Genomic DNA, 26,887 nt, shown 5'->3' on the forward strand with positions numbered 1-26,887 from the left:
CTGCCAGGCAAGGGGAGACGATGACGCACGACGACGACACGTCCACCGCGAACACCGCCGCCGAGGGCGGCGAGGCCGCGCAGAGCACCGACGGGCGCGCGCCCTCCCGGCGTTCGCTGATCGGCTGGGGCGGTGCGGGCCTGGCCCTCGGCGCGGTCGCGGCCGGCGGTACCGCGGCGGCGCTGCGCACCGGCGGCGACGCCCAGCCGGCCGGCGCGGACGCGACCGCGGGCTCCGCGATCGCCTTCCACGGCGGGCACCAGGCCGGTATCGCCTCCGCCGTCCAGGACCGGCTGCACTTCGCCGCGTTCGATGTCACCACCGACGACCGTGACGAGCTGATCGCGCTGCTCAAGGAGTGGACGAAGGCGGCGGCGCGGATGACGGCCGGCGACGCGGTCGGCGACGGCGCGGTCGGCGGGCCGGCGGAGGCGCCGCCGGACGACACCGGCGAGGCGCTCGGCCTGCCGCCCTCGCGGCTGACCCTGACCTTCGGTATCGGCCCCACGCTGTTCGAGAAGGACGGCAAGGACCGGTTCGGCATCAAGGAGCGGCGCCCCGAGGCGCTGATCGAGCTGCCGCAGTTCCCGGGCGACAACCTCGACAAGGCGCGCAGCGGCGGCGATCTGTGCGTCCAGGCCTGTGCGGACGACCCGCAGGTCGCGGTGCACGCGATCCGCAACCTGGCCCGTATCGGCTTCGGCAAGGTCGCGATCCGCTGGTCGCAGCTGGGCTTCGGCAAGACGTCCTCGACGACGCCGGACGCGCAGACCCCGCGCAACATGTTCGGCTTCAAGGACGGCACCCACAACCTCGCGGGCACCGACTCCGCCGCGCTGGACAAGCATGTGTGGGTCGGGGAAGGCGACGCGAAGGGCAAGGAGAGCTGGCTGGCCGGCGGCTCCTACCTGGTCGCCCGCCGGATCCGGATGCACATCGAGATCTGGGACCGCACCTCGCTCCAGGAGCAGGAGGAGATCTTCGGCCGGAACAAGGGCGAGGGTGCGCCGGTCGGCAAGAAGCACGAGCGGGACAACCCGCATCTGAAGTCGATGCTGCCGACCGCGCATGTCCGCCTGGCGCACCCGGACTCCAACGGCGGGGTGCGGATCCTGCGCCGCGGCTACTCCTTCACCGACGGGACGGACGGGCTGGGCCGGCTGGACGCGGGGCTGTTCTTCCTCGCCTACCAGCGGGACGTACGCCAGGGCTTCGTCCCGCTCCAGAAGCAGCTGGCGGCCAACGACGCACTCAACGAATACATCCAGCACGTGGGTTCCGCGCTCTTCGCGGTGCCGCCGGGCGTCCGGAACGCGGACGACTGGTGGGGCCGGGCGCTGTTCGCCTGACACCACCGTGCCACCGTCGGCGGCGGAGACCGCCGCCGACTCCATGAAGGAAGGGAAGGAACCGACGTGTTCGGCAACTACCTGATCGGTCTGCGCGAGGGCCTGGAAGCCAGCCTCGTGGTCTGCATTCTCATCGCCTACCTGGTCAAGACCGGGAGGCGGGAGGCGCTGCGCCCGGTCTGGCTCGGTATCGCACTCGCCGTGGTGCTGTCGTTCGCGTTCGGTGCGGCGCTCCAGTTCGGTTCGCAGACGCTGACCTTCGAGGCCCAGGAAGCGCTCGGCGGTTCACTGTCGATCATCGCGGTGGGCCTGGTGACGTGGATGGTCTTCTGGATGCGGCGCACCGCGCGGCATCTGAAGCGGGAGCTGCACGGCAAGCTGGACGCGGCGCTCCAGATGGGCACCGTGGCGCTGGTGGTCACCGCGTTCCTGTCGGTGGGCCGCGAGGGCCTGGAGACCGCGCTGTTCATCTGGACGGCCGCGCAGTCCGCGAACGACGGTGTACGGCCGCTGGTCGGGGCGCTGCTGGGGCTGCTGACGTCGGTGCTGCTGGGCTGGCTGTTCTACCGCGGTGCGGTGCGGATCAACCTGGCGAAGTTCTTCACCTGGACCGGCGGCATGCTGGTGGTGGTCGCGGCGGGCGTGCTGGCGTACGGCGTCCACGATCTCCAGGAGGCGGACATCGTGCCGGGGCTGGGCACCCGGGCGTTCGACATCAGCGCGCAGATCCCGGCCGACAGCTGGTACGGGACGCTGCTGAAGGGCGTCTTCAACTTCCAGCCGGATCCGACGGTCCTTCAGGTCACGGTGTGGGCTCTGTATCTGATCCCCACCCTCGCCTTCTTCCTCGCCCCCGGTAGGGTTGCGCCGAATCGTGCCACCCCGGCGGCCGCCCCGTCCGCCCCGGTCGCCCCGAAGGAGCCCGAGCCCCATGACACGCAGGTCGCCGTTCCGGGTGCCCGCAACACTGACGTCGGCAGCGGCGGCGCTGGTGATACTGAGCGGGTGCATGACGGTGCACGGCGAGAGGGAGATGCTGCCGGCGGTGTCGAAGGCTGAGGGCACCAAGGCCCTCACCCGCTTCACCGACAGCTTCAACACGACGTACCGGGAGCTGGACCCGAAGCGGAACCCCTCCTTCGAGGCGGGCGCGCTGCTGGCGATCGACCAGGCCGGGATAAAGGCGTCACAGGCCCTGCGACCGCAGGGCAATCCGGACTTCCCCGCGCTGGAGCTGACCGAGCCGCGCTTCACCGTCCCCAAGCAGGCGGGCTGGCCCAAGTACTTCCTCGCGGACGCACTCAGCAACCGCAAGGACGCCAAGGGCCACCCCACCCGGTGGTTCCTGGTGTTCAGCCGCGACGACCTCAACGAGAAGTGGCGCGCGGTCTACTTCGCGCAGTTCCCGGGCAACAAGGCGCCGGAGCTGAAGACGAAGGACGGCTACGCCGAGGCGGTGCCGCTGGGCTCCGGCTCCGGTCTGACGGTGGCCCCCGGCAAGCTGAGCCGGTCCTACGCGGACTTCCTCAACACCGGTAAGGGCAGCGTGTTCGCGCCCGGTCCGCAGACCGACGGCTGGCGGGCCCGGCGCGCCAAGGACGCCCGCCAGGTCGGTTCGCGCATCCAGTGGCAGGACTCCCCCTCGGACCATCCGCCGGTGGCGCTGCGGACCACGGACGGCGGGGCCCTGGTGTTCTTCTCGACCGTCTACCACCAGCAGCAGACGATGTTCGCCGGGGCGACGATCCGGGTGCCGGCGAATCTGCGGGGCCTGGTCGTGGGGCCGGAGAAGAAGACCAACCGGATGGCCTTCACCACCGTCTCCTCCCAGGCGGTGACGGTGCCCGCCAAGGGCTCCGGCGGCAAGGTCGTCTTCCTGAACCGGCGGGAGGGCAAGACGTCGGTGGAGCCGCAGTAGCGGCGGGACGGCATACGCGGCCGGACCGCGCGGACGCCGAAGGGCCGCCGGGGTGCTCCCGGCGGCCCTTCGGCGTGCGGACGGCGGTGCGCGGACGGGGCGCGGGCCCGGTCAGCGGCCGATCGGCCAGGCGTGCGCCTCGTGGTGGTGCGGCTCGCGGTCGTTGAACTCCGCGCAGGCGTCGGTGAGCGACTCCAGCAGCGTCAGCGGGTCGGGCAGCGGCAGCTCGGGGCCGCGCAGCCAGGTCACCGCGGGCTGGTCACCGGGGAGGGTCGAGGGCGGCAGCAGCACATAGCTGCCGCGGCAGTGCCAGCGCAGCCCCGGATGCTCGTCCATGGTCTCGGGGTGGCAGTCCAGCTCGCAGGGCCACCACTCGTCCTCGTCGTCCGGGGTGCCGCGGGTGGCGGTGAAGAAGAGCATCCGGCCGTCGCCGAAACCGGTGCTGAGGGTGATCGGTCCGACGTCGATGCCCGCTGCGTCCAGCCGTCCCAGGGCGCTGCGGCCCGCCTCGACGGGGACGTCCAGCACGTCATGGGTGATGCCGGTGGCGGTGATGAAGTTGGCCTGCGGGAGGGTGCGGACCCAGGCGGCGACCTTGTCGCGGTCGGTGGTGGCGACGGTCTGCCAGCCGAAGGAGACGGGGTGGCGGCCGGGGGTGGGACAGCCGATGCGTTCACAGGAACAGCCGTAGCCGGAAGGATGCGCCGCCGGGGCCACCGGGAATCCCGCGTCGGCCGCCGCCAGCAGCAGGTCCTCGCGGCTGCGCGCAGCCGCTGATCCCGTGTCCGTATCGCCGCCGTCCGATCCGCTCTTCGGCCGGCGCAGCCACTGGGAGAACCTGCTCTTGCGTTCCATCTATCCCCTCACTTCGAGCGGTGGTCTGGGATCAATGCTGCCACCATCCTGCTCCTCGGGTGACCGGTGTGCGGATCCGGGGTGAACGAAGGACGCAGAAATGCCGGCAATTCGGGGCATCGGCGGCACACCGGCGCCGCCGGAGCCCGGCCAGCCGTCCGTTCAGCCGCGCGGACGCAGTCCCCGCAGCACCTGGTCGACCAAGGTGTCGACGTACTCGTGGGTCAGTTCACCGGTGCGCATCAGCCAGCGCTGCGAGAAGGGACTCAGCAGCATCTCGACGGCGATCCGCACATCGATACCGGCATCGACCTCTCCGGTTCCCTGGGCCGCCTGCAGCCGGTCGACGTAGAGGCGGGTGCCGGGCTCCATCAGCCGGGCGACGAAGGTGCGGGAGAGCTCCTCGTCGTTCGCGCCGGCCGCCGCGAGGGCGCGGTAGGGGGCCTGGAACGCCGGGTCATTGAATTCGTCGGCGGTGGCCCGCAGTACGAACTTGAGGTCCGCGGCCAGATCGCCGGTGTCGGGGAGGCCCTGCGCGTCGTACTCGTCGACCCCGGCGGTGAACGCGTCGAGCAGTACGGCGGCCTTGGAGGGCCACCAGCGGTAGATCGTCTGCTTGCCGACCCCGGCCCGGGAGGCGATGCCTTCGATCGTGAGCTTGTCGTAGCCGACCTCACCGACGAGTGCGAGGGCGGCATCGAAGATCGCGCGGCGGGAGCGTTCGCTGCGGCGGGAGGAGTCGGGGGTCGAGGTGTTGGCCATGCCGCGGAGTCTAACGGGGAAGAGGCGAGACGTATCGTCTTGACGAGACGGTGCGTCTCGTGGATAGTGAAGGTCGAACGAGACGATCCGTCTCGATAGTCCAGGAGGAAGGGGAATCCCATGAGCAAGGGAAATGCGGGCGGGATGCTCGGCGGGTGGGGGTCCCCCCGCGCCGTTCAGGGGTGGGGGAGGACCCGGAACAAGCTCTCGCGGGGCGCCCTGCGCGGCGGCGGAGGCACCGGCCGCGGTGGCCAGGGGCAGGCCGGGCAGGACCGGCGCGGGGAGCTGCTGCGCAAGTTCCAGGAGCGGGCCCGGAAGGGGTGACCGGCCCGGTGCGGGGTCCCCCGGGCCGGTGGGTGGTCCGCCGCGGCGGGGGGCGCGGCGGGCCACTCGAACGGCGCACGGCCCGCGGCACGGGGGCTTCGCGCGGTGGACGATTTGGGAGCGCGTACGGGATTCCGTACCCGCCCCGAGTGCCCACCGTGAGGAGCCTTCCTTGCGTACCTCCCGGCGCAGCGCCACCCCCCGCCGCTATCTGATGTGCCCGCCGACGTACTTCCGGGTCAGCTACTCCATCAACCCCTGGATGGACCCCGGCAAACCCGTGGATCTCGCGCTGGCCCACACCCAGTGGGAGGACCTGCGCGACCGCTACCGCGCGCTCGGCCACACCGTCGAGGAACTGCCGCCGCACCCCGCCTTCCCCGACATGGTCTTCGCCGCCAACGGTGCCACCGTGGTGGACGGCCGGGTGCTCGGCGCCCGGTTCGCCTTCGCCGAGCGGCACGGCGAGGCCGCGGTGCACGCCGAGTGGTACCGCGCGCACGGGTTCCGCGCGGTGCGGGAGCCGCAGAACGTCAACGAGGGCGAGGGCGACTTCGTGGTCACCGCGTCCTGGCTGCTGGCCGGCCGCGGGTTCCGCAGCAGCCCGCTGTCCCACGCGGAGGCCCAGGAGTACTTCGCCCGCCCGGTGATCGGCCTCGATCTCGTTGATCCGCGCTACTACCACCTCGATACGGCGCTGTGCGCGCTCGACCCCGGCAGCGGGGAGCCCGGCGGCCGGGCCGAGGTCATGTACTACCCCGGCGCGTTCTCCGCCGGGAGCCGGGCGGTGCTGGCGCGGCTGTTCCCCGACGCACTGCTGGCCGGCCCGGCCGACGCGGCGGCGTTCGGGCTGAACGCGGTGTCCGACGGGCGGCATGTCCTGCTGCCCCAGGCGGCGGTGGGCCTCTTCGCACCGCTGCGGGAGCGGGGGTACGAGCCGGTCGGGATGGATCTGACGGAGCTGCTGAAGGGCGGCGGGAGCGTGAAGTGCGTGACGGCGGAGCTCCGCTCGGGGTGACGTCCCGCGTGGGGCGGGGTCAGGACCAGTCGTCGCCCCAGGCGGCGTCGCGGGCCGCTCGGTAGTGGGTGCCGTGGCGTTTGGTCACGGTGGTGCGTTGCAGCTTGTCGTCGGTGGTGCACAGGTCCAGGAGGACCTGGCCCTTGCGGAGTTGGGGTTTGCGGATGATGCGGGCGGCGGCCGGGGTCGCGTCGAGCGTGGTGGCGGCGACGTAGCTGAACTTCTCGTCCTCGTACGGGAGGGAGCCGCCCTTGACCTGACGGTGCAGGGAGGAGCGGTTGACCCGGGCGGAGAAGTGGCACCAGTCCTCCCCGGGGACGATCGGGCAGGTGTCGCTGTGCGGGCAGGGGGCGACGATGCGCAGACCGGCCTCGATGAGCTGGGTGCGGGCCTCGCGGATGCGGAGGTAGCCGTCGGGGGTGCCGGGTTCGATCAGGACGACGGTGCGGGCCGCGGTGGCCGCGGCGACGACGGCGCGGCGGTCCTCGGGGCGGAGTTCGCCGAGGACATAGGAGACGGTGACCAGGTCCGTATCGGCGGGGACGGTCAGGCCCTCGCCGATGATCTGCCGCTGCCAGGTGGTGTCGGGGAGGATCTCGGCGGCCAGTTCCCTGCCGAGGTCCAGGGCGGGCTGGGCCCAGTCCAGGACGGTGCTGTGGTGGCCTTCCCAGGTGGCGGCGGTGGCCCAGGTGGCGGCGCCGGTACCGCCGCCGATGTCCACATGGGTGGCCGGGGACCAGTCGGGGACCCGGACGGCGAACGCGGCCAGCGCGGCCCGTACGGCCTCGAAGGTGGCCGGCATGCGGTAGGCGGCGTACGCGGCCACATCCGCGCGGTCGCGCAGGACCGGGGCGTCGGTGGGGGTGCGGCCCCGGTAGTTGGCGATCAGCCGGTCGACGGCCTGCGCGGCCTGCTTGGGCGGCAGGCCGTCGAGCAGGCCCGCCAGCGCGGCGCGCAGTTCCTCGTACATGGGGGAAATTCTACGGCGCCCGGTGGTGTGCCCTGCCTGGTCAGGTGGCACGGGCCACCGCGCGGGCCAGCCGGGTGGCGGCCGCGGCGCGGGGAGCGCTGCCGCTGTCGCGGCGGCGGGGGTGCACCGTATTGGCGAGCAGGACGAGGAAGGTGTCGGTGGCGCGGTCCAGGACCAGGCTGGTGCCGGTGAAACCGGTGTGCCCGGCCGCGCCGCGGCCCGCCAACTCGCCCATGAAATACGGCTGGTCGACGCCGAAGCCGAGACCGGGCGGGTCGAGGAGGGCGGCGACGGCGCCGGGGCCGAGGATCCGGGCGGTGCCGTAAGTGCCGCCGTTGAGCAGGGTGCGGCAGAGGACGGCCAGGTCCTGGGCGGTGGAGAAGAGCCCGGCGTGGCCGGCGACGCCGCCCAGCGCCCAGGCGTTCTCGTCGTGCACCTCACCGCGGACCAGGCCGCGGTCCGCCTTGGCCCAGGGCCGCCGCTGGTCCTCGGTGGCCGCCACACCGTGCGGTGCCAGCGGCCCGTACGAGGTGCTGGACATGCCCAGCGGGCCGGTGATGCCGTCGCGGATCAGGGCGTCGAGCCGCCGGCCGGTGCACTGCTCCAGGAGGAGCTGGAGGGCGATGAGATTGAGGTCGGAGTAGCGGTGGCCGGGGTTGCGGCCGCCGCTGGGGGCCGCCGCCTCCCGCCACAGCAGCGCCAGTTGGGCGGCGCGGTCACGATGGTCGTAGAAGGGGAGCTCGGGGGCCAGGCCCGAGGTGTGGGTGAGCAGCTGCCGGACGGTGATTCCCGGGGCGAAGGCCGGCAGCCGGTCCCGGACCTCCTCGTCGAGGGCCAGCCGGCCCTGTTCGACCTGCTGGACCGCGGCGACGGCGGTGAACAGCTTGCTGAGCGAGGCCAGGTCGAAGACGGTGCCGACCCGCATCGGCTCCCACAGGTCGCGCGGCAGATCGACGCCGCGGTCCCGCTCGGGGTCGTAGGACCGGTAGCGCAGCGCCCAGCCGGCGGCGGCCTCGGCGGCGACGACCGGGCCCCGGCCGGCCAGCACGACGACGCCCGGGGCCCAGGGCGGCCGGCCCTCGGGCAGCGCCCGCACCCCGCGGACCAGCCGTTCCGTCCAGCCGGGGTCCAGCCCCGCGCGGGCCGGTGTTCCGTAGGTGAGTACCGTCGCGTTCAGAGCCTGGTCCTCTCGCCTGCCGTGCTCCCGTTGCTCTCCCCCCTACGCTGCCACGGGCGGCACATTCCCAGGAAGCTCACGAGCGCCAACACGGCGCAGCAGAGCTGAACGAGGGCCATCGGCACGGCGGTCCGCTCGCCCGCGATCCCCACCAGCGGGGAGGCCACCGAGCCGAGGAGGAAGGTGGAGGTGCCCAGCAGCGCGGAGGCGGAGCCGGCCGCGTGCGGGGTGCGCAGCAGTGCCAGGGTGTTGGTGCTCGGCATGACCAGGCCCATCGAGGCCATCAGGACGAAGAGGCCGGCGGCCATCGGGACCAGGCCGACCGGGCCGAAGACCCCGGCGGACATCAGGAGCAGCGAGGTCGCGGCGAGGGCGGTCAGCGCCAGGCCGGTGCCCAGCACCTTGTCCAGGCCGACCCGGCCGACCAGCAGCTTGCCGTTGATCTGGCCGACGGTCACCAGGCCGACGGAGTTGATGCCGAAGAGCAGGCTGAAGGTCTGCGGGGAGGCGCCGTAGATCTCCTGGATCACGAACGGCGAGGCGGAGATATAGGCGAAGAGGGCGGCGAAGGCGAAGGCGCCGACGAGGACGTAGCCGGAGAAGACCCGGTCGGCGAGCAGATCGCGCATGGTGCGCAGGGTCTGGCCGAGGCCGCCGGAGTGCCGGCGCGCGGGCGGCAGGGTCTCGTCGAGCTTGCGCCACACCAGGAGGGTGAGCGCCACCCCGACGGCGGTGAGGACGACGAAGACGCCGCGCCAGTCGGTGAGCCGGAGGATCTGGCCGCCGATGAGCGGGGCGACGACCGGCGCCACCCCGGAGATCAGCATCAGGGTGGAGAAGAACCGGGCCATCGCCACACCGTCGTACAGATCGCGGACCACCGCCCGTGCGATGACGATGCCGGCCGCGCCCGCCAGGCCCTGCAACAGGCGGAAGGCGATGAGGAGTTCGGCGCTGGTGGCGAGGGCGCACAGGGCGGTCGCCAGGACGTAGACCACCATGCCGGCCAGCAGCGGGCGGCGGCGGCCCCACTTGTCGCTCATCGGGCCGACGACCATCTGCCCCAGCGCCATGCCCGCCAGGCACGTGGTGAGGGTGAACTGGACGGTGGCGGCCGGGCTGTGCAGGGCGGCGGTGACCTGCGGCAGGGCCGGGAGGTACATGTCCATGGAGAGCGGCGGGACCGCCGTGAGGCCGCCGAGGACGAGGGTGACGAGGAGGCTGGTGCGGCGGGACGCGGCCGGTGCTGCTGCCGCGCCCCGCTCGGCTATGGCGGGAAGGTCCTGGGTCTCGGCCGTGCCGGGCTCCGTCATGCGGGTCTCCATGGTGATAGATGGCTGCACCATGGTGTCATGCACGGGACGGCTTCTGACCGGGTTCGGACCGGTCCCTTCGGCCTAGGGCGGACCTGCCCCGGACCTAGGGCAAACGTCCCGGATCAAGCCGGCTTCAGGCCCCGATCAGGCCGGCTTCAGGCCCGGATCGCCCGCTTCCGAGACGAACGAGGCGGCGGTGCGCACCGGCGCCCCGGGGGTGGTGACGGCGGAGACCGTGCGGTAGTCGGCGCGGGCGGTGTCCTGGTCGAGGGTGACGGTGAGGTAGCCGCGGCGGCCGTTGTAGAACTTCAGATGCGGGTTGGCGGCCAGGTAGGTGTCCCAGTTGGCCGGTTTGTCCGCGCCGTTCTTGCCGCTGGCGATCGAGGTGGTGACGAACTCCACCCCCGCGGTGCGCGAGCCGGGGTCCTTGAAGTCCTTCTTGATGTCGAAGGCGTAGTGGACATGCACATCACCGGTGAGGACGACGAGGTTGTCCACACCCGCCGACTCGGCCCCGGCCAGCACCCGGTCGCGGGAGGCCGCGTAGCCGTCCCAGGCGTCCATGCTCAGCTGGTAGCCGGGGCCGGTGGCGTTGCGCCGCTCGGAGAACGTGACCTGCTGCGGCAGCACGTTCCAGCGGGCGGAGGACTGCCGCCAGCCGTCGGTCAGCCAGCGCTCCTGGGCGGCGCCGGTCAGGGTGCGCGCGGGGTCCAGGGACTCCGGGCCCGGGGCGTGCCAGCCGTCGCCGTAGGCCTGGTCGGAGCGGTACTGGCGGGTGTCGAGGATGTCGAACTGGGCGAGCTGCCCGTACTGGAGGCGGCGGTAGAGCCGGCAGTCGGCGCCCTGGGGCCGCTGCGGGCGGCGCAGCGGCTGGTTCTCCCAGTACGCGCGGTAGGCGGCGGCCCGGCGGACGAGGAACTCGGCGGGCGGGAGGTGGTCCTCGCTGATGTCGGCGGCGTAGTTGTTCTCCACCTCGTGGTCGTCCCAGGTGACGATGAAGGGGTGCGCGGCGTGCGCGGCCTGGAGGTCCGGGTCGGACTTGTAGAGGGCGTACCGCAGCCGGTAGTCCTCCAGCGTGACCGTCTCGCGGTTGAAGACCGCGGGCAGCGTGCGGTCGGTGTAGTTGCGGGCGCCGCCGTTCGCGCCTACCGGGTACTCGTAGAGGTAGTCACCGAGGTGGAAGACCACGTCGAGGTCCTCCTCGGCCAGGTGGCGGTAGGCCGTGAAGTAGCCGTCGTGGTAGGCCTGGCAGGAGACCGCGGCGAGCTTCAGATCGGAGATTCGGGCGCTCCGGGTGGGCGCGGTGCGGGTGCGGCCGACCGGGCTGATCCAGCTGCCGGCACGGAAGCGGTAGTAGTAGACGCGGTCGGGCGCGAGACCGGTGGGCTCGATGTGCACGGAGTGGTTGAACTCCGCGTGGGCGTCGGCGCGGCCCTGGCCGGCCAGCCGCTTGAAGTGCTCGTCGTAGGCGACCTCCCAGCGGACCGTGACTCGCGCGTTCGGCATACCTCCCCCACTCTCAACTTCGTTCGAGCGGGGGGACCCCCATCCAGGCTCGTAAGGCCGCGGAGCGAGACGGGTCCACAGCACGACGGAGCCCGGCTGCGGGTCACCGGAGGCGACGCCCAGCGTGAAGGGGTTCTCGGTGATCTTCCGCGCATCGGCCTCGGCGGCGTAGGCGGCGCCCGCACCCGGCAGGTTGGTCGCGAAGGCGAGCGCGGCGGCGGCTCCGGTGGTGGTGAGGAAGCGGCGGCGGCCGAAGTGTGCGGCCGCGGCCCGGATCTCCTGCTCGTGCGGTGCGTGGTGAGTCATCTGGCCCTCCCCTGAAGGCGGTTGTCACAGAGCCCGTAGGGGAGCCATTCCAGGGAAACGGAACGGCGCGGCGCTGACCCACGCACGACACATACATGACAGCTGGATGAGGACTGGGCCCGCACCGGACGCGGTCGGACAATCTCGGCACCGGCCGTGCCTCCGTAGGATTCGGGGCATGGCTGAACTGATGGTGCGCGACGGCACCTGGACCTTCGACGGCGACGCCGTGCGCATCGTGCCGGGCCGCGAACGCGGGGTGCACAAACTGCGCCAGGATCTCGGGGAGTTCACGGTTCCGCTGGCCGCGCTGGCCGGGATCGCCCTCGAACCGGGCCGTAAGGGCGGCCGGCTGCGACTGCGGCTGCGGGAAGGCGCGGACCCGCTGCTTCAGGTCACCGGGGGCGGTCTGCCGGACGAGGCGAACCCGTACCGGCTGACTGTGGACGCCGGACGGGTCGAGGTCGCCGAGTACTTCGTCGACACCGTACGCCAGGCCCTGATGCTGGAGCAGATACCGGACGGGCCCGCCGACCGCTATCTGCTGCCCGGTCCGTCCGTACCGCTGTCGGCCGCCGGGGTGGACGGTGTCGCCACCTTCGACGGCGAACGGGTGCACCTCGAATGGCGCTGGAACACCAGCGAGACCAAACGGGACCGGGGCCCGCGGAACTTCACGCTCGGCGCGCTGGAGGCGGTGGAGTGGCGGGCCGCCGCCGGTCTGGAGTCCGGCTATCTCCGGTTCCGGCCGCGGGGCGCGACGGAGCGGCTCAAGCCGGAGCACGACCCCAACTCCATCGAGCTGTGGGGCTTCAAGAAGGAGAGCGGCACCACGGCGCTGCTGGCGGCCGCGGTCGCGGCGCGGCTGCCGCACCCGTCGGCCGGTACGGGCAAGTCCCTGCCGGCGGCGGCCCCGGCCGCGCCGCTCACCTCGTCCGCGCCGCTCACCTCGGCCGCGCCGCTCACCCCGGCCGCTCCCCGGGCGCCCGCCGCCGCCCCCGCCGAGGACCATGACGCCCTGCTGCGCCGGCTGCGCGAACTGGGCGAGCTGCACCGCGACGGCATCCTCACCGAGGAGGAGTTCACCGCCACCAAGGCGGCGGTCCTGCGGCGCTTCCACACCGGCGGCTGAGTCGCGGCGGCGGCGCCCCGTCCGCCGCCCGTACGCCGTTTACGCTGCCGCCATGGCAGAGAACACAGAGTCGGCACCCGCAGCACGGACGACGCCGATGGCACGGGCCGGGCAGGTGGGCGGTACGGCGACCGCGCCCCGGCCCACCCTGCCGGCCCCGACCTCGCGGGGCGGGCAGAGCACCCAGACGGCCCCGGCCGCACAGGAGGCACGGCAGGACGGGGCGGCGCACCGGCAGGTCGCCGTGGTCACCGGCGCCGGGTCCGGCATCGGGCGGGCGGTCGCCCTCGCGCTGATCGCCGCCGGCTGGACGGTGGTGCTGGCCGGGCGGCGCGCGGAGGCGCTGGCGGAGACCTCCCGGCTGGCGGGCCCGGCGGGCCCCGACGGCCCCGCGATCATGACGACGCCGACCGATGTCACCCGCCCCGAGCAGGTCGACGCCCTGTTCGCCGCCGTCCACGAGCGGTTCGGGCAGCTGGATCTGCTCTTCAACAACGCGGGCACCTTCGGCCGCGCGGTGCCGCTGGAGGAACTGGAGTACGACGACTGGCGCGCGGTCGTCGACGTCAACCTCACCGGTTCGTTCCTCTGCGCCCAGGCCGCCTTCCGCACCATGAAGGCCCAGGAACCGCAGGGCGGACGGATCATCAACAACGGCTCGGTCTCCGCCCACACCCCGCGCCCGCACTCCATCGCCTACACCGCCACCAAGCACGCGATGACCGGCCTGACCAAGTCGCTCTCCCTGGACGGCCGTCCGTACCACATCGCCTGCGGACAGATCGACATCGGCAACGCGGCCACCGAGATGACCGGCCGCATGCAGACCGGCATTCTCCAGGCGAACGGCCGGACAGCGGTCGAGCCGGTGATGGACGCGACGGATGTCGCCCGCACGGTCGTGCACATGGCCGCCCTGCCGCTGGCGGCCAATGTCCAGTTCGCGACCGTGATGGCCACCAACATGCCGTATATCGGGCGAGGTTGAGGGGCACCGGGAAGCCGAATCCCCGTACGACCCCTGCCCACTTTCCGCTTCCGGTGGCACCCTGAGAGCCTGCCTTCGCACCCCGCCGGGCCGACCGGCCGGGTGCAAAGACAGGCGCTTCCTCGAATCCGCACCTCTCGTCTGCCGGGCCGCCCTCGTGCGGCCCGTCCCCCGCGGCCGCGCACGCCCGCCGTACGCGGCCCCCGCAGAAGGAGTTCCGCGTGAGACGAACCGCTCGCGGCATACCGGCAGTTCACGGCATACCGGCACCGCGCCCCGCAGGCAGATCCCGGGCCGCCCTCGGCACCCTGACCGCCGCCGGTACGCTGCTCGCCCTCCTGCTCCCCACCGGCCAGGCCGGCGCCGCCACCCCGCAGCCCGGCCACCGCACCGCCACCCCGCAGACCACGACCGTCGCCTTCTGGACCGCCGCCCGAATGCGCGCCGCCGCTCCCCTGGATCTGGCCACACCCACGAAGCGGTCCGCCCCGGCCGCGGTCCCGCGCAGCGCCCCGCACACGGTGTCCCCCACCCTCCCCCGGCTCCCCGCGGCCACCAGGCCACTGCCCGGGTCCCTCCCCCAGGCCGGCGGCCCGTGGACCGGCGGCGGCGCGGTCGTCAAAACGACCGGCCGGGTGTTCTTCACCTACCAGGGCCGCAACGCCTCCTGCTCCGGCGACGCGGTCACCAGCGGCAACAAGAGCACCGTGATCACCGCCGGGCACTGCGTCAAGCTCCAGGGCGCCTGGCACACCAACTGGGTCTTCGTCCCCGGCTACCACGACGGCGAGGCCCCGTACGGCAAGTGGCCGGCCTCCAAGACGCTCTCCACCCCCCAGTGGACGGCGAGCGAGGACATCAACTACGACGTCGGCGCCGCGGTGGTCGCCCCGCTCGACGGCAAGAAACTCACCGACGTCGTCGGCGGCCAGGGCCTGTCCTTCAACTCCGGCTACACCAAGGCGATGTACGCCTTCGGCTTCCCCGCGGCCGCCCCGTACGACGGCAGCAAGCTCATCTACTGCAGCGGCACCACCATCAAGGACCCGCTGTTCTCCCAGGACCACGGCCTGGCCTGCAACATGACCGGCGGCTCCAGCGGCGGCCCCTGGCTCACCTCGTTCGACGAGAAAACCGGCACCGGCCTCCAGTCCTCGGTCAACAGCTTCGGCTACCAGTTCTGGCCCAACACCATGTTCGGCCCGTACTTCGGCGATGACGCCAAGAACCTCTACAACGAGGCGCAGAAGTCCTGACCCACGACGGGGGGCTGTCCGGGCACTGCCCGGGCAGCCCCCTCCGGCGCTTACCATGCGTCCATGGTGTATGCGGACTGGGGGGACCCGCAGCGCACGTTGGCTGTGGTGAAGGGGCTGGTGCGGGCGCCTCTGAAGGAGGTTCTGGCCACGTTGTCGGTCGCGTTGGCCGATCTTGTGCCGCACGAGGCTCTGGTGATGCTCACGGGGGACTGCCCCAAGTCGGCTAACTGGGGTTACGGGGAGGCGGAGTTGACCGGGGAGGTCACCACCGCCGAGCTGGCGACGCTGGCCACCCATGTCGATGTCGGGAAGCCGTGGTGGGGGCAGGCCGCGCTGGCCGGGGCGGTGCGGCCGGTGCTGGCTGTGGCGTCGGCGCCGCCCGGGTCGGCGGGGGCACTGTTGGCCGTGGTGGTCTCGACGGAGGGTGCGCCGGGGCCGGATGTGCTGGCACTGGTCCAGCAGTTGTGGGACCTGGCCACCGGGCGGGTCGTCGAGCTGCTGCCGGGGGCGGTGCCGGTCGACATGGCCGCGCCGTGGATCGCCCGGAGCGAGCGGGCCCGGGCCGTGGCCGATGTGACCGATGCGCACGCCGCCACCCTCACCGCCCTGCTCGGCGTCCTGCGCAGCCGTACGCTGCCGGACGACGCCGCCCGGCGGACCGCCACCGATGTCGCGGTCGCCGCGCTGGTGGAGCTGCGGGCCACCGACGAGGACGCGCAACTACCGCCGGAGGAGAGCCTCCAGGACGCCTTCGGGCGGCTGAGGGACATGCTCAGCCTGCTTTCCCGGCACGGCGACGTCGCGCTGGAGTACTCCGCGCCCGGCAGTCCGCAGCGGCTGATTCCCTCGGACATCGCGCGCGCCGCACGCACCACCGCGCGCGGCACCGTGCTGACGATGCTGGAGCAGGGCGGGGTCGAGCGGATCCGCGTGAGCTGGGACGCCGAGGACGCCGAACTGCGCACGGTGATCCGTGACGACGGTCCGGGGACGCTCGCCGCGGAGGCTCTGGCCGTTCACCGGCTCACCGACCGGGTCGGCGCGCTGGGCGGGACGCTGACGGTGGACGCGGTGCCGGCGTGGGGCACCATCGTCACCGTGCGGCTGCCGCTGGCGGCGCCGGATGTCCCCGGGAGCGATCCGCTGGGCGACCTCCACCCCCGGGAGCTGGACGTCCTGCGCCACCTGGTCCACGGGCACCGGAACCGGGCGATCGCCGACGCGCTGCACATCAGCGAGCACACCGTGAAGTTCCATGTGGGCCGGATCCTCAGGAAGCTCGACGTACGGTCCCGCGGCGAGGCGGCGGCGCTGGCCCGCGCGGCGGGCTTTCCGCCCGGGGTGTCCCTGACGCAGTAGGGCGCCGGGCGTGCGGAGCGCGCCGGACGCGGGAGCGTACCGGCCGGTGTCACGCGGCGGTGCCGTGCTGTGGCACCGCCGCGTGACCTCCGAGGCCCCGGCGCCGGGTGGGGCGCCGGGGGCTCAGGTGGTGAGGACGACCTTGCCCATGATCGTGCCCGAGTCGATGAGCCGGTGGGCCTGCGCGGCGTCGGACAGCGGCAGGGTGTGCGCCAGATGGACCCGCAGCGCGCCGGTGTCCGCCAGGTCCGCCAGCGCCGCGAGGCCCACGGGGTCCGGCTCGGCGGTGACGCCCAGGCACCGCAGTCCGCGGTCGGCCGCCTTCCGGGCCAGCGCCGCGTTGTGCATCTCGACGATGGTGACCAGGGTGCCGCCGGGCCGCAGGACGCCCAGGGAACGCAGTGCGGTGTCACCGCCCACGGTGTCGAGGACGACGTCCACGTCCCGGGCGGCGTCCGCGAAGTCCGTGCTGCGGTAGTCGATCACCTCGTCGGCGCCCAGTGTGCGCACGAAGCCGGCCTTGGCGGCGCTGGCGGTGGTGAGGACCTCGGCCCCGCGGGCCTTGGCTATCTGTATCGCGAGGTGGCCGACGCCGCCCCCGCCGGCGTGGACCAGGACCCGCCGGCCCGCGCCGACGCCGGCCGCGTCCACCAGCGCCTGCCAGGCGGTCAGCCCCGCGAGCGGCAGGGCGGCGGCGTGCGGGTGGTCCAACGCCGCCGGTTTGCGGGCCAGTTGGCGGGAGGGCGCCGTGAGGTAGTCGGCGTAGCCGCCCGCGGCACGCGGCATGAGCGGCATACCGAAGACCTCGTCGCCGACGGCGAACCGGGTCACCCCGGACGCGACCTCCTCGACCGTGCCGGAGACGTCCCAGCCGACGACGAACGGCGGTTCGCCCAGGAGCGGGATGGCGCCGGAGCGGACATGGGCGTCGATGGGGTTGACCCCGGCCGCCCGCACCCGCACCAGGACCTCGTTGAGCAGCGGCCGCGGTCGGTCGGTCTCGGTCAGCTCCAGCACGTCCGGTCCGCCGAACGACCGCTGGGTGACGGCGCGCATCCGCCCGGCGGTCACCGGGTGTCCGCGATCATCTCGTCGAGGGTGGAGCCTTCGGGGACGGCCTGTCCGACGTCCCAGTGCTCGGCGAGCCTGCCGTCCTCGATCCGCCACAGGTCCACCACGATCACCGGCGGAGCGTCCGGAGAGACCCGGACGACGCCGTGGGTCCACACCTGGTCGTCCTCGGCGATCATGCGCTGGACGGTCAGGGAGAAGTCGGGGAAGGGCGTGGCGGCGTGCTCCCGGAAGCTGTCGACGGTCCGGTCGGGGCCGACCCCGGCGCCCGGGTGGTGGTTGGTGAAGTCCTCGGTGAGCATGGTGCGCGCCCGGTCGAAGTCCTTGTCGTTGTAGAAGACGCGGATGAACTCGGAGACGAGTTCCTTGTTCGCCTTCAGGGAGTCGGTCTGCATCGGCGGGGTTCCTTCCTCGTGCCTCGTTGTCATTCCTTGATGCCGACCACGATCGAGTCGGGGCCGGCGAGGTGTTCGCTCCAGGTGCGGCCGAACCCCGCCTCGGTCATCCAGTCCCGGCATTCCCGTGCGGTGTAGCCGAAGCCGCCGTCGGTGACCGCGTGCATGGTCAGGCTCATCAGCAGGGCGAAGGCGTTCTCGGACCGGTCGTCGTCGATGAGCGAGTCATAGACGACGACCGCGCCGCCCGTGGGCAGGGCCTGCCATGCCTTCTTGAGCAGCAGCTTCTTCTTCTCCAGGTCCCAATTGTGGAGTATGTGGCCGAAGGTGAAGATATCGGCTCGGGGGAAATCATCGGTGAAGAAGTCGCCCCCGGCGAACGTCAGCCGCTCATTCAGGCCATGGGCCCGGGCGTACTCCTCGAACACCGGCCCGGCCGCCGGCAGGTCGAAGCCGATGCCGGTCAGGTGCGGGTTGGCCAGCAGGACCTGCACCGCCAGGTCGCCCTGGGCGGTGCCCATGTCGGCCACGGTCCGGTGGTCCCGCCAGGACACCTGCCGGGCGATGGCGCGGTTGGCGGTGTGGCTGACTCCGGTCATGGACGCGAGGAACTGCTTCAGCCGCGCGGGGTCGGCGTAGAGGGCGTCGTAGGTGTCCAGCTCGCTGGCGCTGGACTCGTCGTGCGGCAGTCCGGTGCGCAGGGTGTCGGTCAGGTGGTGGTAGATGCCGTACAGCCGCGAGTTGGCCATCTCCAGCAGCCCGCCGAGGTGGGCGTAGGCCGGCTTGTCGCGGTCGAGGAAGGCGTCGGCGTCGTCGGCGTTGCGGTAGACCCCGTCGGCGCGCCGGAGCACGCCCAGCGCCACCAGCGTGTTGAAGAAGTCCGCGGCCGCGCGGGGGTGCAGGCCCAGCCGCTCGCGCAGGGCCGGGCCGTCCGCCGGGCCCTTGGCGAGTTCGGTGAAGACGCCGAGTTCGATCGCGCTGAGCAGCGCTTTCGATGCCTGGAAGGCCATGCCGAGTTCCAGCAGGCGGTCGGGAGTGGGGACGGGTCGGGTCATGGCGTGCTCCTCGGGGTGAACAGGGACCGGGCGTAGGCGCGTGCCGTCGGCTCGATCTGGAGGGCTTGGTGGGTGGCGATGGCGTTGACGTCGCGCCAGATGCGCTGGAGGGGACCGTCGGCGGCCTGGCCGCTCGTTCCGGCGGTGCGGAAGATCCGGTTCACGGTGCCGGCCAGCGTGTCGACGGCGAAGGCGCTGTCCCGCGCGTTGCGGGCGACCTGCTCCGGTGTGATCGGCTCGCCGCTGTCGGCCAGGTCGGCGATGCGTTCCAGCAGCAGCTGGACCGCATCGATCTCGGCGGCGCTGCGCGCGAGCACGGTCTCGTAGGTGGTCTGGTTGTCCAGGGCCCCCGGTACGCCGGGCAGTACGGGGACGTGGTGGAGTTTGCGGCCGAGATGGTCGGTGAGCAGGGCGAGGGCGCCGCGGGCCGCGCCGAGGGCCGGGACGACGAACGTCAGGCCGTTGACGGCGGGCAGCGGGGCGAGCCCGGCTGCCCCCGGCCCGTCGGGGTCCGCGGGCCGGCCGGCGAAGAGGGCCGCCCGGTCGCCGATCCGGTGGGCGGGGACGAAGACGTCCTCCACGACCACGGTGTTGCTGCCGGTGGCCTGCATGCCCACGCTGTGCCAGGTGTCCTCGGTCCGGCACTGCGCGCGGGGGACGGCCACCAGGGTCAGCCGCGGTCCGCCCCGGGCCAGCAGCTCCTTGGCACACACGATGACCCAGTCGGCGCACTCGATGCCGCTCATGTACGGCCAGCGCCCGGAGACCCGCAGTCCGCCCGGCTCGCCGACCGCCTCGCCGAACGGGATGACCGAGCAGACGACGGCGGCGTCGGGCCCCCCGGCCCAGATCTCCTGCCGGCCCTCGGACGGGAAGAAGGACACGAACCGGGGGGAGCTGGCGAACAGGGAGGCGCACCAGGCGGTCGCCGCGCAGGTCTCGCCGAGCGTGGTGACGGCCCGCATCAGGTCCCGGAACGTGCCGGCGTTGCCGCCGAACGCGGTGGGGACGAAGTGCCGCAGGAAGCCGGCCCCGGTCAGGGCCTTGACCACGTCCGGGCTGAGCCGGCGCTCGTGTTCCATCTGGGCGACCAGCCCGGAGGCCAGTTCGGCGACGGCTTCGGCGGCCGCCGGCAGTGACTCGCGCACTGGGTGCATTCTCATCATCCTTGGTTGCGTCGACGAGGGGCTACGGGCGGCCACGACGGGCCGGGGGCGGCGGGAGCGGGGGCCGGGTCCGGTGCCGGTGCCGGTGCGGCAGGGCGTCACGGGCGGCGGAGGACGTAGTCGGCGGGGTCGGCGGTCCGGGTGCGGTGCCAGTACTCCTGCGCGGAGTAGGGCCAGTTGGTCGCCGAGCGGCCGTTGGCGTTGTACCAGCCGCCCACCGCGGACCAGCCCCAGGCGCGCTGCCGGTTCCCGGCGTCGACCCAGCGGTTGTAGGCGTCATGGGTCTCCGGGCGGACCTCCGCGGAACGGTGCCCGCCCGCCAGCAGCATCCGCAGGACGCCCAGGACATGGGTCACCGCGCACTCGGAGAAGTAGACGATGCTGCCGCCCTGGCCGACGAGGTTGGTGTTCGGCCCGTACAGGCAGAACAGGTTGGGGAACCCGGGCACCGTGATGCCGAGGTAGGCGCGCGGGTCGCCGCGCCAGCTCGTGTGCAGGTCGGCCCCGTCCCGGCCGGTCACCGTCATCGGGGTCAGGAAACGGGAGGCCTGGAACCCGGTGGCGTAGACGACGACATCGGCGTCGTATTCCACGCCGCCGGCGGTGAGTCCGGTCGGTGTGACCCGGTCGATCGGTGCGGTCACCAGGCGGACGTCGTCCCGTTGGAGGGTGGCCAGCCAGCGGCCGTCGTCCCGCAGCACGCGTTTGGCGCCGACCGGGTAGCCCGGTGTCACCGCGTTCAGCAGCTCGGGGTCGTCGGGCAGCTGAGCCGCCATCGAGGCCAGCAGGCTGCCGCGCAGCTCCTCGTTGAGCGCGGAGACCGCGCGCTCGGTGGGCGGGTGGCCGGGGTCGACGATCCAGCCCTCCAGGATGCCCCGCAGGCCCGGGGCGAGGAGCCAGAGGCGGTACCACCGGTCGTAGTACGGCAGGTGCTCGCACAGCCAGCGGGCGCCGTCGGGCATCGGGCGGCGGTAGTGCGGAGTGGGCCGCAGCCAGGGCGGGTTGCGCATGAAGACGGCGACCTCGGAGGCCGTCCCGGCGATCTCGGGAACGATCTGGTAGGCGCTCGCGCCGGTGCCGACGACGGCGACCCGCCGCCCGGTGAGGTCGACCGAGTGGTCCCAGGCGGCCGAGTGGAAGGCGGGGCCGGCGAAGGTGTCCCGGCCGGGCAGGTCCGGCAGCAGGGGCCGGTTCAGCTGGCCCACGGCGCTGATGACGGCGTGGTGGCTGACGGTCCGGGTGCCCTCCGGTCCGTGGAGGGTGAGGTGCCAGCGGGCCGCCGTCTCGTCCCAGCGCAGCGCGGTGACCTCGGTGCCGAAGCGGAGGTGGTCGGTCAGCCCGGCCTCCTTCGCGAAGGTGCGGAGGTAGTCCAGGACGACGTCCTGGGTGCAGAAGTGGTCGGGCCAGTCGGCCTTCGGGGCGAAGGAGTAGTTGTAGAGGTGGCTGGCCACGTCGGTCCGGCACCCGGGGTAGGTGTTCTCCAGCCATGTCCCGCCGACGTCGGGGTTCTTGTCGTAGATCACGAACGGGATGCCGGCCTGCGCCAGGCGGTGGCCGGCCAGCAGCCCGCTGAAGCCGGCACCGATGACGGCGACGTGGAAGTCCCGGCCCGGACCGAGCTCGTCGAGGGTCCAGTCGGGGGCCCGGGGATCCTGACCGGGGCGGACGATCTCCTCCGCCAGCAGCGGCAGCAGGTCCTCGGTGCCCTCCCCCATGGCCCAGGTCGTGATCGTGCGCAGCAGCTCCCGGTCCGGCGGGCCGGGCGGGGTGCCGGGGTCGCGGTCGCCCAGCCGCAGCAGGACCTGTACGGCCCGCTCGCGGATCTCGGCCTGCCGCTCCTCGGACAGGCCGCCCTGGGGCGCGAACAGCCAGCCGGGAGCCCGGAGGTCGTCGCGCAGCAGGGAGGTGTCGCCGGTCAGGTGCGCGAGCGTCATCAGCAGCGCGGGGACCTCCGCCCCGGCCAGGTGCCGGCGCAGGGTCTCCGCGTCACCGGGGAACGGTGCGACGGGCCGGTGGATCGCCATGGGAACATCCGCCTTCGCAGTGGGTCAGCGTGCCGGGCTGGGCGTGGTGAACTTCCGGTCGACGTAGACGGCGGGGGTCCCGTGGCCGTCCGCGAGCAGGTGGTCGACGACCTTGCCGACGAGGATGGTGTGGTCCCCCGCGTCGTACCGCCCGTCGACCAGGCAGTCGAAGGTGGCCAGCGCGTCCTCGACGACCACGCCCCCGCGCGGTGTCCGGGCGAATCCCCCGCCGGCGAACTTCTCGGCCGTGCTGGTCGCGAAGCGCCGGGCCAGTTCCGTGTGGTGGCCGCGGAGCAGGCTGACCGCGAACTCCGCGCCGCGTTCGAACACCGGGTGACACCGCGCCGACTTGGCGACACAGATCAGCAGCAGCGGCGGGTCCAGGGACACCGAGCACAGGGAGCTGACGGTCAGACCGTGCGGCGCGCCGGTCTCGTCGCAGGCCGTGACGACGGCGACCCCGGTGGGGAAGCGGGCCATGGCGTCCTTGAATTCCTGGGACATCGCGTGCACCGCCCCGTCAACTCGACGTGTTGGCGGCGGCGTTGACGAGGTCCAGGACCGCGCGCGGGGTCGTCAGCTCCGGTATCCGGTCGTCGGGGACGGGCACGCCGTAGTCGGTGGTGATGCGGGCGGCGGTCTCCAGCATGGCCAGCGAGTCGTAGCCGAGGCTGGTGAAGTCCTTGTCGAGGATGTCGCCGGAGAGGCTGTTGTCGTCGGTCTCCCCTGCGCACTCGATCAGCAGGCGCCGGAGGTCGTCGAGGGTCATCTGAGGCATGGTGGGCTCCTTGAGAGGTGTCGGTGGTACGGGGCCGGCCGGTTCCGGGCGGCGGGTGGTCACGGTGCGGGGACGGCGCGGACGACGACCGCGCTGTTGAACCCCCACTTGCCGCGGGCGAGGACCAGGGCCGACGACACCGGGCCGGGACGGGGCGCGCCCCGTACCAGGTCGATCCGGTAGTCCTCGGGCACCTCGGTGGTGCCGGCGGTCGGCGGGATCACGGCGTCGCGGAAGGACAGCAGCGCCGCGCAGACGTCCACCGGCCCGCCTCCGGCGTAGAGGCGTCCGGTCAGCGTCTTGGGCGCGGTCACCGGCACCCCGCGGGGCCCGAACAGACCGCTGACGGCCTCGGCTTCGGCCCGGTCGAGGTCCGGTACGCCGGAGGCGTCGGCGAACACCACGTCGATGTCGTCCGGGGCCATCCCGGCGTCGGCGAGCGCCAGTTCCGCGGCGCGGCGCAGGCCGGGCGGGCGCGGTGAGCCCGGGGGCGGGTCGAAGGTGGTGGCGTATCCGGCGATCTCGCCGTAGACGTGCGGGGCACCGCGGCGGGCCGCCGCCCCGGCGGACTCCACCACGAGGATCGCGCCGCCCTCGCCGGGGACATAGCCACGGGCGTGGGCGTCGAAGGGCAGATAGGCGCGGGACGGGTCGGTGGCGGTGCTCAGGCGGCCGCCGGAGATCTGTGCCACCCACCCCCAGGGGTCCAGTGCCGAGTCGACGCCGCCGGTGACGACCATCGGGGTACCGCGCAGCACGGTCCGGCGGGCGTGGCCCAGGGCGTCCAGTCCGCCGGCCTGTTCGGCGACGAGTGCGCTGCCGGGGCCGCGCAGTCCGTTGCGGAGCGAGATCTGCCCGGTGTTCACCGCGTAGAACCACGCGTAGGACTCGTAGACGCTGACCGCGCCGGGGCCCTGTGACCAGAGTTTGTGGAACTCGCGGTGGGTGAACTCGAAGCCGCCGGAGGCGTTGGCGGTGACGACGCCCTTCTCGTAGTCGTCGAAGTCGTCGGGCCCGATCTTGGCGTCGGCCAGCGCCCAGTCCGCGGCGACCAGGGCGTAACGGGTCGAGACGTCGGTCTGCGGCAGGAGCCGGCTGGGCAGGTGCTCCGCCGCGTCGAAGGCGTCGATCTGCCCGGCCAGCCGGACCGGGTAGCGCGCGGCGTCGAACCGGGTGAGCTCGCCGATGCCGCTGCGGCCTTCGAGGACCGCCGCCCAGTACCGCTCCAGTCCCGCGCCGTTGGGCGCGAGCAGACCGATGCCGGTGACCAGGACCGCTTCACGCTGGCGCGTCATGCCCGGGCACCCCCGGCCTGGCGCAGGACCATCGCGCTCTGGAAGCCGCCGAACCCGCTGCCCACGGTGAGCACGCTGCGCAGCTGCTTCTCGCGGGCGGTCCGGGGGACGTAGTCGAGGTCGCACTCGGGGTCGGGCTCGTGCAGGTTCGCGGTCGGCGGGATCACCCCGTTCTCGATCGCCAGGGCGCAGGCGGCGATCTCGATCGAGCCGATGGCGCCGAGGGAGTGCCCGACCATGGACTTGATGGAGCTGACCGGCGCCCGGTAGGCGTGTGCGCCCAGGCTGCGCTTGTAGGCGGCCGTCTCGTGGCGGTCGTTCTGCTTGGTCCCGGAGCCGTGGGCGTTGATGTAGTCGATGTCGGTGGGGTCGATACGGGATTCGTCCAGGGCGACGCGGATGGCCTCGGCCATCTCCCGGCCGTCGGGCTTCAGACCGGTCATGTGGTACGCGTTGCAGCGTGCGGCGTAGCCGGTGATCTCGGCGTAGATGTGCGCGCCGCGCCGGCGGGCGTGCTCGTGGTCCTCCAGGACGAACATGGCGGCGCCCTCGGCCAGGACGAAGCCGTTGCGGGTCCGGTCGAAGGGCCGGGAGGCGTGCTCGGGGTCGTCGTTGCGGGCGGTGGTCGCCTTGATGGCGTCGAAGGAGGCGACCACGATCGGGGTGATCGGGGTGTCGGACGCGCCGGCGAGCATGACGTCCGCGCTGCCCTCCCTGATCACCTGGCAGGCGTGGCCCACCGAGTCGATGCCCGAGGTGCAGCCGTTGGAGACCATCGTCACCGGGCCCTCGGCGGCGACCGTCCACGCCACCTCGGCGGGCATCGCGCTCGGCGCCAGGTAGTCGAACATGTGCGGGGACAGGCTGGCGTGGTCGACCAGCCAGTTGCGCCCGCTGTCGGACAGCACGAGGTACTCCTGTTCCAGGCTGGTCGCCGCGGCCACGGCGCTGCCCAGGCTGACGCCGACCCGGCCGGGGTCGAACGTCTCGAACTGCAGCCCGCTGTCGGAGATCGCGTCCCGCGCACACACCACGGCGAACTGCGACGCCCGGTCCATGCGGCGGATCTCCAGCGGGGAGAGCCCCTCGTGCACCGGGTCGAAGTCGGCCTCGGCGGCGACCTGGGAGCGGTAGCGGGACGGGTCGAAGAAGGACAGGCGGCGGGTGGCGGTGCGGCCGGACGTCAGCAGCTTCCAGAACGCCTTGGTCCCGTCCCCGCCCGGGGTCCGCACCCCGATGCCGGTGATCACCACGCGGCGGGTCATCGCACACCCCCCGTCACCCTCGAGGCTGCCGAGTCGTTCATGACGTTCCCCTTTCGTCGGAAGCGCACAGCGTCGGCGCAGGACCCGCTGCAACGCGGCGCAACGAGACGCTCGGCAGGTTCCGGGCCGCGGCTCGGACCTCACTCGAAGGCCGGTGGTGCGCGGATCGCCCCGGACGGCTTCGAGCGAGGGTCGAGCCATCTGCGAACGGCGGGCGCCAGCGTGCCGGGCGCCGGCCCGCCGTTGTGGCGGCGACCGGTTCTCACCGACCGATCCACACGAGCCGAGGAGCGCACGAGGATGGACGACCTGACGTCAACCCCGCTGCTGGCGGCGGCCGGGGACGTCGCCGCCGCGGCGGCGCACCACGCGGCCGCCGCTGAGGCCGACCGCCGGCTCGACCCCGACGTGGTCAAGGCCCTGGTCGCGGCGGGCTTCCCGCGCCACTTCGTACCGGCCGGGTGCGGCGGGCGCGAGGGCACCTTCCTGGAGCTGCACCACGCGGTGACCGCCGTCGGGGCGGGCTGCACCGCCACCGCCTGGTGCGCGTCGCTGGCCGCGCACGTCTCCCGGATGGCCGCGCATCTGCCCGCCGAGGGCTACCGCGAGATCTGGGCCGACGGCCCGGACGCCCTGCTGGTCGCCGCCCTGTCCCCGGTCGGCACGGCCGAACCGGTCCCCGGCGGCCACCGGCTGTCGGGCACCTGGCCGTTCGTCAGCGCCATCGACCACGCGGACTGGGGCCTGCTGGCCGCCATGACGCGCACCGGCGACGGGCCCGAGCCGCGGCTCTTCGCGGTGCCGCGCGCCGCCTGGCGGACCGTGGACAGCTGGCAGAACGTGGGCATGGCCGCCACCGGGAGCAATACGGTGATCGTCGAGGACGTCCTGGTCCCGGCGGCCCGCTCGGTCAGCAGGGCGGACCTGTTCGCGGGCCGGGCCGCCGCCTCGGCGGCGGCGTGTCACGCGGTCCCGATGCAGTCCACGACCATGATGTTCGCCTCGCCCGCGCTCGGCGCCGCCAAGGGGGCGCTGGCGTCCTGGACCGGCCACGCCACATCGAAGATCCGGGCCGCGGCCGGCCGGTCCGGGCCCCCGCCGGCCGGTATGCCGGCGTTCCACCGCATCTCCTACGACATGCTCCTCACCCGCAGCGCCACCGAGATCGACGCCACCGGTCTGCTGCTCGAACGGGCCTCGGCGACGGCGGACTCGGGGCCCGGCATCGGTGTGCCGGACACCATGCGGGCGTGGCGCGACTGCGCCATGGCCACCGACCTCCTCGTCGGCGTGGTGAACCGGCTGTTCCGCGGTGTGGGCACCAGCGGCCAGTCCACCGCCAACCCGGTGCAGCGCTTCTGGCGCGATGTGAACTCGGTGGCCGGTCACCAGGCGCTTCAACTGGAGTCCGCGGCGGCCGCGTACGCCCGGACCGTCATCGAGGACTGACCCCGGACGGTCGCCGGACGGCCGCGTACCGCCGGCGTCCCGCCGGGGCGGGTCCGCCCCGTCCCGTACCCCATCCCGTCTGCGAAAGGGCCCCCATGGCCTTGAATCCTCCCCCAGCTGAAGCAGGGGGATTCCTAGCTCACGTCGCCT

25 protein-coding genes are annotated in these 26,887 nt (G+C 73.0%); 10 read left to right on the forward strand and 15 right to left on the reverse strand.

All coding sequences use genetic code 11. The features are described 5' to 3' along the window. Nucleotides 1-20: 20 nt before the first annotated feature. The 3 genes from efeB (at nucleotide 21) to QT196_RS11925 (ending at nucleotide 3,267) form a co-directional block, all read left to right on the forward strand. Nucleotides 21-1,349: an iron uptake transporter deferrochelatase/peroxidase subunit gene (efeB, locus tag QT196_RS11915; RefSeq protein ID WP_290354872.1), complete on the forward strand. Its 1,329-nt coding sequence runs from the start codon at nucleotides 21-23 to the stop codon at nucleotides 1,347-1,349. Nucleotides 1,350-1,415: 66 nt separating this feature from the next. Next, nucleotides 1,416-2,408, forward strand: coding sequence for an iron uptake transporter permease EfeU (gene efeU / locus QT196_RS11920; protein ID WP_168478831.1), 993 nt, complete (start codon nucleotides 1,416-1,418; stop codon nucleotides 2,406-2,408). Next, a complete protein-coding gene (locus tag QT196_RS11925; RefSeq protein WP_290354873.1) occupies nucleotides 2,395-3,267 on the forward strand; it encodes a hypothetical protein in 873 nt (290 codons plus the stop codon). The genes efeU and QT196_RS11925 overlap by 14 nt, the downstream gene beginning before the upstream one ends. Nucleotides 3,268-3,378: 111 nt before the next feature. Here QT196_RS11925 and QT196_RS11930 read toward each other — a convergent pair whose 3' ends face one another. Further along, nucleotides 3,379-4,122, reverse strand: coding sequence for a bifunctional DNA primase/polymerase (locus QT196_RS11930; protein ID WP_168478833.1), 744 nt, complete (start codon nucleotides 4,120-4,122; stop codon nucleotides 3,379-3,381). Nucleotides 4,123-4,284: 162 nt separating this feature from the next. Beyond that, nucleotides 4,285-4,884: a TetR/AcrR family transcriptional regulator gene (locus tag QT196_RS11935; RefSeq protein WP_266730568.1), complete on the reverse strand. Its 600-nt coding sequence runs from the start codon at nucleotides 4,882-4,884 to the stop codon at nucleotides 4,285-4,287. Between the two features lie 120 nt (nucleotides 4,885-5,004). On the opposite strand from QT196_RS11935, the gene QT196_RS11940 reads away from it, so the two are divergent. After that, complete coding sequence (locus QT196_RS11940; RefSeq protein ID WP_266730570.1) at nucleotides 5,005-5,208, forward strand: DUF6243 family protein; 204 nt, start codon at nucleotides 5,005-5,007, stop codon at nucleotides 5,206-5,208. A gap of 172 nt (nucleotides 5,209-5,380) precedes the next feature. Then, nucleotides 5,381-6,226 carry a dimethylargininase gene (ddaH, locus tag QT196_RS11945; RefSeq protein WP_168478835.1) on the forward strand — a complete coding sequence of 282 codons (846 nt, stop codon included), beginning with the start codon at nucleotides 5,381-5,383 and terminating at the stop codon, nucleotides 6,224-6,226. A gap of 19 nt (nucleotides 6,227-6,245) precedes the next feature. On the opposite strand, the gene QT196_RS11950 is transcribed toward ddaH, so the two are convergent. From QT196_RS11950 to QT196_RS11965, 4 genes are all read right to left on the reverse strand, one after another. Continuing rightward, nucleotides 6,246-7,196, reverse strand: coding sequence for a small ribosomal subunit Rsm22 family protein (locus tag QT196_RS11950; protein ID WP_168478836.1), 951 nt, complete (start codon nucleotides 7,194-7,196; stop codon nucleotides 6,246-6,248). A gap of 40 nt (nucleotides 7,197-7,236) precedes the next feature. Next, nucleotides 7,237-8,292 carry a serine hydrolase domain-containing protein gene (locus tag QT196_RS11955; RefSeq protein ID WP_356948465.1) on the reverse strand — a complete coding sequence of 352 codons (1,056 nt, stop codon included), beginning with the start codon at nucleotides 8,290-8,292 and terminating at the stop codon, nucleotides 7,237-7,239. Between the two features lie 77 nt (nucleotides 8,293-8,369). Continuing rightward, a complete protein-coding gene (locus QT196_RS11960; RefSeq protein WP_290354874.1) occupies nucleotides 8,370-9,686 on the reverse strand; it encodes a multidrug effflux MFS transporter in 1,317 nt (438 codons plus the stop codon). A 147-nt stretch (nucleotides 9,687-9,833) separates the two neighbouring features. Further along, a complete protein-coding gene (locus tag QT196_RS11965) occupies nucleotides 9,834-11,501 on the reverse strand; it encodes an alkaline phosphatase D family protein (protein WP_290354875.1) in 1,668 nt (555 codons plus the stop codon). 178 nt (nucleotides 11,502-11,679) lie between these two features. Between QT196_RS11965 and QT196_RS11970 the strand changes: the two genes are divergently transcribed. From QT196_RS11970 to QT196_RS11985, 4 genes are all read left to right on the forward strand, one after another. Continuing rightward, entirely contained in the window at nucleotides 11,680-12,633 is a 954-nt protein-coding gene (locus tag QT196_RS11970) for a DUF4429 domain-containing protein (RefSeq protein WP_290354876.1), read from the forward strand. Nucleotides 12,634-12,730: 97 nt separating this feature from the next. Continuing rightward, nucleotides 12,731-13,621, forward strand: a complete 891-nt coding sequence (locus QT196_RS11975; RefSeq protein ID WP_266731450.1) for an SDR family oxidoreductase — start codon at nucleotides 12,731-12,733, stop codon at nucleotides 13,619-13,621. Between the two features lie 221 nt (nucleotides 13,622-13,842). Further along, nucleotides 13,843-14,877, forward strand: a complete 1,035-nt coding sequence (locus tag QT196_RS11980) for a peptidase (protein ID WP_290354877.1) — start codon at nucleotides 13,843-13,845, stop codon at nucleotides 14,875-14,877. Nucleotides 14,878-14,940: 63 nt separating this feature from the next. Then, entirely contained in the window at nucleotides 14,941-16,239 is a 1,299-nt protein-coding gene (locus QT196_RS11985) for a LuxR C-terminal-related transcriptional regulator (protein ID WP_290354878.1), read from the forward strand. 123 nt (nucleotides 16,240-16,362) lie between these two features. Here the strand turns inward: QT196_RS11985 and QT196_RS11990 are convergent, their stop codons facing one another. From QT196_RS11990 to QT196_RS12030, 9 genes are all read right to left on the reverse strand, one after another. After that, complete coding sequence (locus QT196_RS11990; protein WP_168483692.1) at nucleotides 16,363-17,295, reverse strand: NADP-dependent oxidoreductase; 933 nt, start codon at nucleotides 17,293-17,295, stop codon at nucleotides 16,363-16,365. Between the two features lie 11 nt (nucleotides 17,296-17,306). Then, nucleotides 17,307-17,705 (reverse strand): nuclear transport factor 2 family protein, encoded by a 399-nt coding sequence (locus QT196_RS11995; RefSeq protein WP_168478842.1) that lies wholly within the window; start codon nucleotides 17,703-17,705, stop codon nucleotides 17,307-17,309. A 29-nt stretch (nucleotides 17,706-17,734) separates the two neighbouring features. Then, a complete protein-coding gene (locus tag QT196_RS12000) occupies nucleotides 17,735-18,760 on the reverse strand; it encodes a methyltransferase (RefSeq protein ID WP_290354879.1) in 1,026 nt (341 codons plus the stop codon). Next, on the reverse strand, nucleotides 18,757-19,917 hold the full coding sequence (locus QT196_RS12005; protein WP_168478844.1) for an acyl-CoA dehydrogenase family protein: 1,161 nt from the start codon (nucleotides 19,915-19,917) through the stop codon (nucleotides 18,757-18,759). Before QT196_RS12005 ends, QT196_RS12000 begins: the two co-directional genes overlap by 4 nt. A 107-nt stretch (nucleotides 19,918-20,024) precedes the next feature. After that, on the reverse strand, nucleotides 20,025-21,950 hold the full coding sequence (locus QT196_RS12010; RefSeq protein WP_168478845.1) for an NAD(P)/FAD-dependent oxidoreductase: 1,926 nt from the start codon (nucleotides 21,948-21,950) through the stop codon (nucleotides 20,025-20,027). A 24-nt stretch (nucleotides 21,951-21,974) separates the two neighbouring features. Beyond that, nucleotides 21,975-22,454 (reverse strand): flavin reductase family protein, encoded by a 480-nt coding sequence (locus tag QT196_RS12015; protein WP_168478846.1) that lies wholly within the window; start codon nucleotides 22,452-22,454, stop codon nucleotides 21,975-21,977. A gap of 16 nt (nucleotides 22,455-22,470) precedes the next feature. After that, nucleotides 22,471-22,728 carry an acyl carrier protein gene (locus QT196_RS12020; RefSeq protein ID WP_266730590.1) on the reverse strand — a complete coding sequence of 86 codons (258 nt, stop codon included), beginning with the start codon at nucleotides 22,726-22,728 and terminating at the stop codon, nucleotides 22,471-22,473. 59 nt (nucleotides 22,729-22,787) lie between these two features. Continuing rightward, complete coding sequence (locus QT196_RS12025) at nucleotides 22,788-24,023, reverse strand: ketosynthase chain-length factor (RefSeq protein WP_168478848.1); 1,236 nt, start codon at nucleotides 24,021-24,023, stop codon at nucleotides 22,788-22,790. Next, the gene (locus tag QT196_RS12030) at nucleotides 24,020-25,288 is read right to left on the reverse strand and encodes a beta-ketoacyl-[acyl-carrier-protein] synthase family protein (RefSeq protein ID WP_168478849.1); all 1,269 of its coding nucleotides are present in this window, start codon (nucleotides 25,286-25,288) and stop codon (nucleotides 24,020-24,022) included. The genes QT196_RS12025 and QT196_RS12030 overlap by 4 nt, the downstream gene beginning before the upstream one ends. A 300-nt stretch (nucleotides 25,289-25,588) precedes the next feature. Here QT196_RS12030 and QT196_RS12035 point away from each other — a divergent pair, with 300 nt between their 5' ends. Then, nucleotides 25,589-26,737 carry an acyl-CoA dehydrogenase family protein gene (locus QT196_RS12035; RefSeq protein WP_290354880.1) on the forward strand — a complete coding sequence of 383 codons (1,149 nt, stop codon included), beginning with the start codon at nucleotides 25,589-25,591 and terminating at the stop codon, nucleotides 26,735-26,737. The last annotated feature ends 150 nt before the right edge of the window (nucleotides 26,738-26,887 follow it).

It is taken from the genome of Streptomyces sp. P9-2B-2 (assembly GCF_030406865.1).
Classification (GTDB): domain Bacteria; phylum Actinomycetota; class Actinomycetes; order Streptomycetales; family Streptomycetaceae; genus Streptomyces; species Streptomyces platensis.